Annotated in this window: 5 protein-coding genes; 2 read left to right on the top strand and 3 right to left on the bottom strand. The window is 57.2% G+C overall.

Annotated elements, in window-relative coordinates; genetic code table 11:
- The coding region (locus ACPYOP_RS32170; RefSeq protein ID WP_481414261.1) for a hypothetical protein at positions 1-252 on the bottom strand (252 nt) is incomplete at its 3' end.
- Positions 253-295: 43 nt separating this feature from the next.
- On the opposite strand from ACPYOP_RS32170, the gene ACPYOP_RS32165 reads away from it, so the two are divergent.
- Entirely contained in the window at positions 296-463 is a 168-nt protein-coding gene (locus ACPYOP_RS32165) for a hypothetical protein (protein WP_481414260.1), read from the top strand.
- A gap of 59 nt (positions 464-522) precedes the next feature.
- The gene (locus ACPYOP_RS32160) at positions 523-741 is read left to right on the top strand and encodes a hypothetical protein (protein WP_481414259.1); all 219 of its coding nucleotides are present in this window, start codon (positions 523-525) and stop codon (positions 739-741) included.
- A 380-nt stretch (positions 742-1,121) separates the two neighbouring features.
- Here the strand turns inward: ACPYOP_RS32160 and ACPYOP_RS32155 are convergent, their stop codons facing one another.
- A complete protein-coding gene (locus tag ACPYOP_RS32155) occupies positions 1,122-2,336 on the bottom strand; it encodes an alpha/beta hydrolase (RefSeq protein WP_481414258.1) in 1,215 nt (404 codons plus the stop codon).
- A 640-nt stretch (positions 2,337-2,976) separates the two neighbouring features.
- On the bottom strand, positions 2,977-6,963 hold the full coding sequence (locus ACPYOP_RS32150) for an autotransporter outer membrane beta-barrel domain-containing protein (RefSeq protein ID WP_481414257.1): 3,987 nt from the start codon (positions 6,961-6,963) through the stop codon (positions 2,977-2,979).
- Between the last annotated feature and the right edge of the window lie 424 nt (positions 6,964-7,387).

Below are 7,387 nucleotides of genomic sequence, written 5' to 3'. Positions count from 1 at the left end.
GGAGCGGCCATGGAAGATCATGTCAATTGCCCGACGGCAATGGGCAAAAGGCTTCTGATCAATGACGGATGGTATTAGACGACCCGCTGTGCCTTGTCGGCATCCTGATAGTAGGACACGACCTTGCTGTATTTCGTGCGGTCGTTGATACTCCACTTCGCGGCGGGTGCCGCCGGAGTGAAAAATCACCTTCCTCGCGCCCATGGCAATGGCGTCTTCGAGGGCGGTGATCTGATCGTCTTTCGTAGCCATCGCTATAACCACTCCGATGTTGCTATCTTCTGAGTTTGTGAGGATGCCCGAGCCGCTACGCCTCATCGACGATGCCGACACCACTCCACCCGAGGTCCAGGCCGATTGCGAGGATGACGGCGTGGCGCTGCCCGCATTCCTCGACGGCGACGACGAGGAGGTCGCGGCGGAGACCAACGACGATGAACCACACCTTGTCGCGACCAAATAACGAGCATCCGGAGCGGCTTCGGCCGCTTCGGCCATATCCCCAATTAAAGGAGAATCGCCATGCCGCGATCCACCCCATCATCACGCCGCGTCGTCTTCCAGTACCTCGTTCCCGTGCACGTGGAAGTCGAGGACAGCATCGTCGGCCGCGTAACGATCATCGACGAAACTCCGGTGCGCGATCCCATCGTCGTCGAAGGCGATCCCACCTATCTCACCGACACCGTGCGCGCGGCCGACGACGGCCAAGCCTGGCCGTCCTGGCGGTTCGGCTACTAGCAGCCCGCCGCCAACACCACCAGCCTCGCTTCCTATCGGTGAGGCGAGGCCGCGCGACGCTCGCTATTTTCAGGCGGTCTTCGGCTTGCGCGGCGCCCGCTTCGCCGGTGCTGGAGCTGCGGCCGCGCACGCCGCGCGACCTTTCTGGCCAAGACCTATCTTGTTTGCCAGCGCCCGGCGCGTCGCCGAATAATTCGCGGCCACCAACCGCGCCTGAGCCTGGAGCTGATACGTTGAACGAGGAAGCGTCGATGCTTTGAAATGACTACTTGACGTGTGCTGCTCCATATGAGACCGCACTCGATCACACATTCAGATGGACAAAAACTTCTTGCATAACGGGCGGCAACCACAAGTGTTAGTTTGGCTGGTGCCCACACCTATTGGCTAAGTGGTTTGGAATCCGGATCTTCTGTCAGCGTCTGGCCGACATCGGTCGTCGCCGCCTTCTGGCGCTGCGGCTTTTCGACGGCGGTTATCGGCGCCGAGATTGTCGTGGCGGCGACCGTACCGACGGTGCGAGCAGTGTTGCCGATTGCGGCCGCGACGCCTTCCCCGACCGAGACCTCGGAATCAGTCAGCGTCTGGCCGGTCAGCAGGCGTTGGCCGATGAGCTGGACGATCTCCGGGCTTTCGGCGAACTTGCCATGGTTCAATCGGTCGCCGGTCTTTACCTTGGTGAGATCAATCGCCGTGATGCCCGCCTGCTCCAGCTTCGAGCGATAAGGCTCCTCCGCCGGATTGATGGCACCGAGCCGCTGTACACGGCCCGTGATGAAGCTCGAGACGGCGAGCGCCTTGTCGTCCTGCGAGACGAAGATGGTGAATTTCGGATGCGGCATGCCCATCTCGACGAATTGCTTGGCGAAGACCTGGATGTCTATATCCGGCGAGGCGAGGATGACGTTATGAACCTTCGAGTTCACATGGCCGTCGCGAATGCCCATCTGACGCAGCGCTTCCATCGTCAGCCAGGTGCCCATGGAATGGGCGAGGATGGTGATGTCCTTGACATTGGGATCGGCCGCCAACGTGCGCAGCGCCTGCTCCATCGCTGTCCGCGAGTAGTTGGTGCTTTCCTTGTCGTATTCGTAGCCGAAGATGCTGGCGCGCGATGGCCAGGTGAAGAGGATCGGCGTCGCATGCATGCCGCTGTCTTGCACGATCTGAGCGAAACGAAAAACGGAATCCTCGTATTTGTTGTTGAAGCCGTGGACGAAGACCAGCGCGTGGCCGCTCTCGATATGCTGCCTGAACCACACCTTGCCTTCCTGGACCGTGTCGATTCGTTCGACACGAGTGACGGCAAAATCGGTCGCCGGGTTTGGCGGCAATCGCTTTGCCCATTGGATCGTGCCGGCCGCATGCCTTGGGGGAATGGAAACGGAGATTTCTGTCAGATAGAGTTTCGGGCTACGCTCGCCGTTGAAGAGGGTGGCAGGATTACCCGAGGGCTGGCGTGTCGTTGCAACCAGCATATCCACTTGGGCCGTCTTCGAGGTTGCCGCCGTCAGCTGTACCGGTGTCATGACACCGCTTGGATGGCCACACGCCGTCAACAGCAGGAGGGTAGTGAGTGCGATCTTCCTCAGCATGATTACGTTCCGTTGCTTCGGTGCGAAGCGCACCAATTCACTTGAGGTATACAACCAGGAGAGATGACAAAAACACTCGGGTTTCACACCAGACGATTACCGCGCGCCCTCACTTGGTAGCGCTGCGCGCAATCGCCTTGGAATGATGCACGCAATGATTTCGGAATCGTGCGCGATATGCTCTCGAATTCCTTCGCTCAGCTCAGCGTCCCGTCGTTCCTGATCGCCGCCAAGGCCACCTCCGCCCTGAAAACCGGCGTACTCGTCTGGTCATCGTCGCTCCTTTGTATTGTCTTCAAAGGGCAATGTTAGAGCCGATTCCCACTTATCCATCCTGTCCGATTTTCCCGAGCCACCTCCATATGGCATGGCTTAGTTCAACGGTGTCAAAATGTAACCTTCCACCGGCGCTGTCGATCGTCGTGCGCATCTTGATGAAGCGGTTGTTGACCGCCGGGTCGGTCAAGCTCCGAATCGGCTTCGTGATCACACAACCCATTGTAATCTCCGTTTGAGGACGCACCTATCGGGAGCCTGTAGCCGTCACAGCCGCCTATCCTATCCGCGCAGTCGGGTGCCGATCTCTTTGACCCTCTTGAAGATTGCGATGCTTCGTAGCGCCTTTATGTCGTGCTCCGCATTACCAGCGGATGCGTAGCCCCGCTGTCCCCTTGACGGAGGTGCTATCGGCGAAATTCTCCAGGCTCGACGAGATGGATCCTTCACCATACAGCGAGAATCTACCGTCATTCCAGTCGTAAGAGCCACCGAGCCCGACTTCACCCCATAACCGCTGAGGACGGTTGGTGAAGGAGACGCCCGCCACCTCCACCCTGCTGCCTTGCAGGAATTCGTATTGCAGGTTGGCAAGGCCGTAGAGAAGGCTGCGCGACAAGGTTCCATCATTCGCCTTCCAGGCGGTCTCGCGTTTAAGCGAGATGCCGATGCGGCCGAGCAAGCTGTCACCGTCTAGCGAGGACACCGCGACGCCGAAAGGATCGACGAAGTGATCGAAATCGACATCCGAATAGACCAGTTGGGCCTGCGGTGTCAGTGACAGCTCTTCATCCAACGCGATGTGTTTGCCTGACTCGAGTGACAGAGAATAGCCGAACGCATCATTCCCGTCACCGAGCGTTCGGCCGGCAGTCATCGAATGCAGGTCGCTGTCATACCATGTTGCTTGCCCCTGACCGTCGACGTAAAAGCCATCGTCGGCATACCAGGTCAGCGTGCTGCCGAAACCATAGCCGTTTGTCGATATCCCACCCGTGCCGTACGGCGCGCTAATATCGCTCTTGCCGTGTGCATAATGGACCGTCACGCCACCGATCAAGCTGCCGGCGGCACTCTCGGATATCAGGAAATCCAGACCCGATTGCACCCTGAAGATATTCTGATCGGTGCTGATCGTGCTGGTAGACACCCCAGGTTCAATACTGACATGAGAGCCATCCAGCCGCCCCCAAAAGCCACGACCTTCGGTAACGGTCGCATTGTTTCCTTCCGCTGCCGAATTTCCGGCCGCGATCGTATTGGCGCTTGCTCCACTCCAATAACGGTTGCCAACCCGCTTCTGCAAGGTTGGCACTCTGTTCAATTCCAGAAGGGCTTGCGGATAGGCTTCGTAGATCGGAACGCCAGCGTAGTAAAGCGGTTGAGGATTGGGGTCGGGGTCGGGAACCGGCCGAGGATCAGGATCCGGGTTTGGCCCTGGCTCCGGTTCAGGATCTTTTATCGTCGAGCGCAGATACCAGTCGCCGTCAAACACCCCTCCCTGGTACAGCCGATAGGCATAGGCTCCGGCAACGACCGCCGGCTTCCCATCGAATTGATAATCCCCTTTCAGCGAAAACATACCGTTCGAGGCGCCCGAGACATCGACAACCTTGATGCCATTCACCGTCGGCGCCCCGCCGCCGCCGGCATTCACCACCTGCAGCAGGCTCGTTCCAGACGTATCGCCATTGACCACAAGCCGATCCGTCGCTGAATCGTCGCCGCCGAGAACCGTATCCAGCGTGATAATGCCATCCGCGCCGTCATAATGGCCATTGATCATTGTCTGATCGCCGGCCACGCCGTTCCGCATGGCAATCGTTCCAGCGTTGCGGAAGCTGTGCTCGGCGATGCCGTTGAAAATTGTCGTCACCGGCCCGGCGGCTTGCGGTGCTGCCGCGATGATGAGCCCCTGATTATCGATCTCGCCCGTGCCGCCCGTCACCTTGTCTCCGGACAGCCAATTGGTGCCACCTGCCGTGTTCCAGACGCCACTGACCGCATTGGTGACGCTGTTCTCAGCATCCGTCAAAGCAACCGAGCCCAGAATCATGCCGGTATTCTTCACCGAGACCGCGATCTTGTTCGGAACGGCGTTTTCCTGGTTTGCGAGCTTCCACGCTCCGACGGCCTGGATGGCCACGGCGTCGGGCGCGCCCGACAGCGTCTTCACCGTGCCGGCATTGTCGATTGTAACGGCGTGAGACGCGATGGAGTAAGTCCAGATACCCGCGGTGCCGCCCTGAACCACGCTGCCTGACTGGATATTGATATTGGTCAGTCCTGCGTCGGCTTCCGCCTCACTGAGCAGCGCAATACCGGCATCCGTGCCGCTGACCTGCCCCATGGTGGTAATATCCGCGGAGGGAACCTCGCCCTCCAGGGTAGCGAGGATACCAGAGACCGGATAATAAGACCCTGCATAAGGTCGCCCCGTCGCGGAAATCGTTCCCCTTGTGGTCAGCGACATCGCACCGGATCCGTCATTCATCAGGAACACACCAGCGTAACCTGTCGAAATCGCATTATTGATATCGACAACCGCCATCTCAGGGGTGTGGTTTGCAACGCGGACAGCGGACAAGCCACCTTCCACGGTTCCCGTCACGGTGACAAGGGTTTTGCCTGTACCCCAGTTTGAGGCGAAAATGCCTTCGCCGCCGGAGGTCACATTGCCTGCATTAAGTGTTAAATCCGTGGCACGCCCACCATTGCGGGCATATATGCCATATCCATCCCGATCGGTCGCGGTCACATCGCCTTTTACCGTGATTATGGCTGTAGCGGTGCCTTCATTATCGGTCTTCAAGCCGGCCAACCCACCGACCACGGCTTGATTGACCTCTACCGTCTGGTCGCCACCATTGACATTATGGGCATAGATACCTTCGCCAACCGTCGCCTTTACATTGCCGTTAATCACCACGGACTGCGTCCCGAAACCGAAATTAACGGCTGTTACGCCAGAGGCCACCCCCGATACATCACCCGAGACATTGACGGTCAGACCCTTTGTCTCGGCTACGGTAAATTTATTCGTCCTTCCGGTTTCATCCACCACAACCGAGCCGTTGACAGCAAGGATGCCATTTCCGGCAGTCGTCGAGATAGTGCCCTTGGTTGTAACTGCTGTTGTACCGGTACCTGTATTGACGGCAATGAGCCCTCCCTTGGTCGCCTGAATATCGCCGAGCGTCTCAACCGTCAGATTGTTAACAAAGGCGGGGTCAGCGGCCGGCACGGCTGTTACAGAAACAAGATTACCATCTTCGTCATAAGAACCCACACCATTGACCGCGAAGACCCCATAGCCATTCGATGCCTGGACATTGCCGGCCGCGCTGACCGCTGTGGACCCCTTTCCAAGATTTTCCGCATAGATGCCGTGGCTACCCCCACTCACATCTGCTTTCGTGTGTATGGAAATGTTGGCGGCCGCCGCTTGATTTTTAGCACGGACAGCCGCACCGTCCTCAGCGCGCGCATTGCCGCTCACGCTTATTTCGGTATTACCGCCGCTTCCTTCATTCCAAACCCGTATTCCGTTCGACTTTCCACTTACATCGGCGGCAGAAACCACAATATTCCTGGCGCCTTTTTTTTGATTTATTACAGTAATGCCGTCAGCTCCACGCCCTATAACGCTTTCCGTCGCTGTAATATTTACATTTCCTATGCCGCCGTTATAAACGACAACTCCTCTGTCGGCATCGATGTGGCCAACGCTGACATTCACGTCTTTTGCGTCATCAGAGTTGATTACGGCAACGCCCACCCCCATTGGAGCGGACACGCCGCCGCTGATAACAGCGTTTACTTCACCAGTTCCGTCATTATATATCTCAAATGCGCCACCCCTCCCGGACTTCACTTCTCCGGTCGAAGTGATATCAATTCCGCCGTTTCCCTTGTGGTTTAAATGAACAGCAGCCGGAACCCCGAAACCCGTCAGGTTACTATTCATGTCGAGTTTGATACCCGAATCTATTACGGACTCGTTAAATATAGTTAACGCGCCCTCTCCGGATATCGATGACTGAAACTCGTCAGTAAACTCCACCCCATCCGTTGAACTTAGCTTTAAAGCGTATAGTTCACCGGATATTGCCGTGCTGGCGATACCAAAACCTGGCGTGGTCTTTATTTGTGTCTTGCTTCCAACGATTGTGATTGGCCCCGTGCTGGTGCCGGAACAGGTAATAATTGGGCTCGCCGAGGTCGTGCAATCAGCGAATGCCAAATTCGTAGAGCTCAATAAAGTGGTGACAAACCCGCCGACGAATACGGCGCGGCGATTGTGTTTCGTCGAAATGCAATTTCTCTTGATGGTGGAATGCATATAGACCATATGATGCGTTATCAAGATAGCTTGCCCTATGGTTTACAATCTTCGCATCTGTAGCTGACACCCAATCTAAATTTGCACTACCCCCAAATGGCATGGGCTGCGAAAATTCCTGACTTCTGTCCGGCTTCGCTTCCGTCAGCACGCTTGGTCCGATGCCGAAGGCTCGATCGACTATGCGTGTCTCTCTACGGAACATCGCCCATCACGTTGGAAATCGCGGCCTGCTGCTTGAACGCGCGCATGTCCTCAAATCTTGATCGATCCCGGTAGGGACGATGGTTGCCCAGCCATGACGAATTGCTGCATGTTGGGGTCAGAACAAGAACAGCAGTAAATCGTGTGCTAAAGGGGGCGGTTCCGGCTGGGGGCGAAATGACACTTTAAGCGTCTTGGACCATTCCTAGTGCCCTTCATCCAAAGCCCG

The organism is Rhizobium sp. KNZ2-6A, from assembly GCF_056755475.1.
The sequence above is the reverse complement of the archived record's forward strand: the minus strand, read 5'-3'. Positions and strand labels throughout refer to the sequence as shown.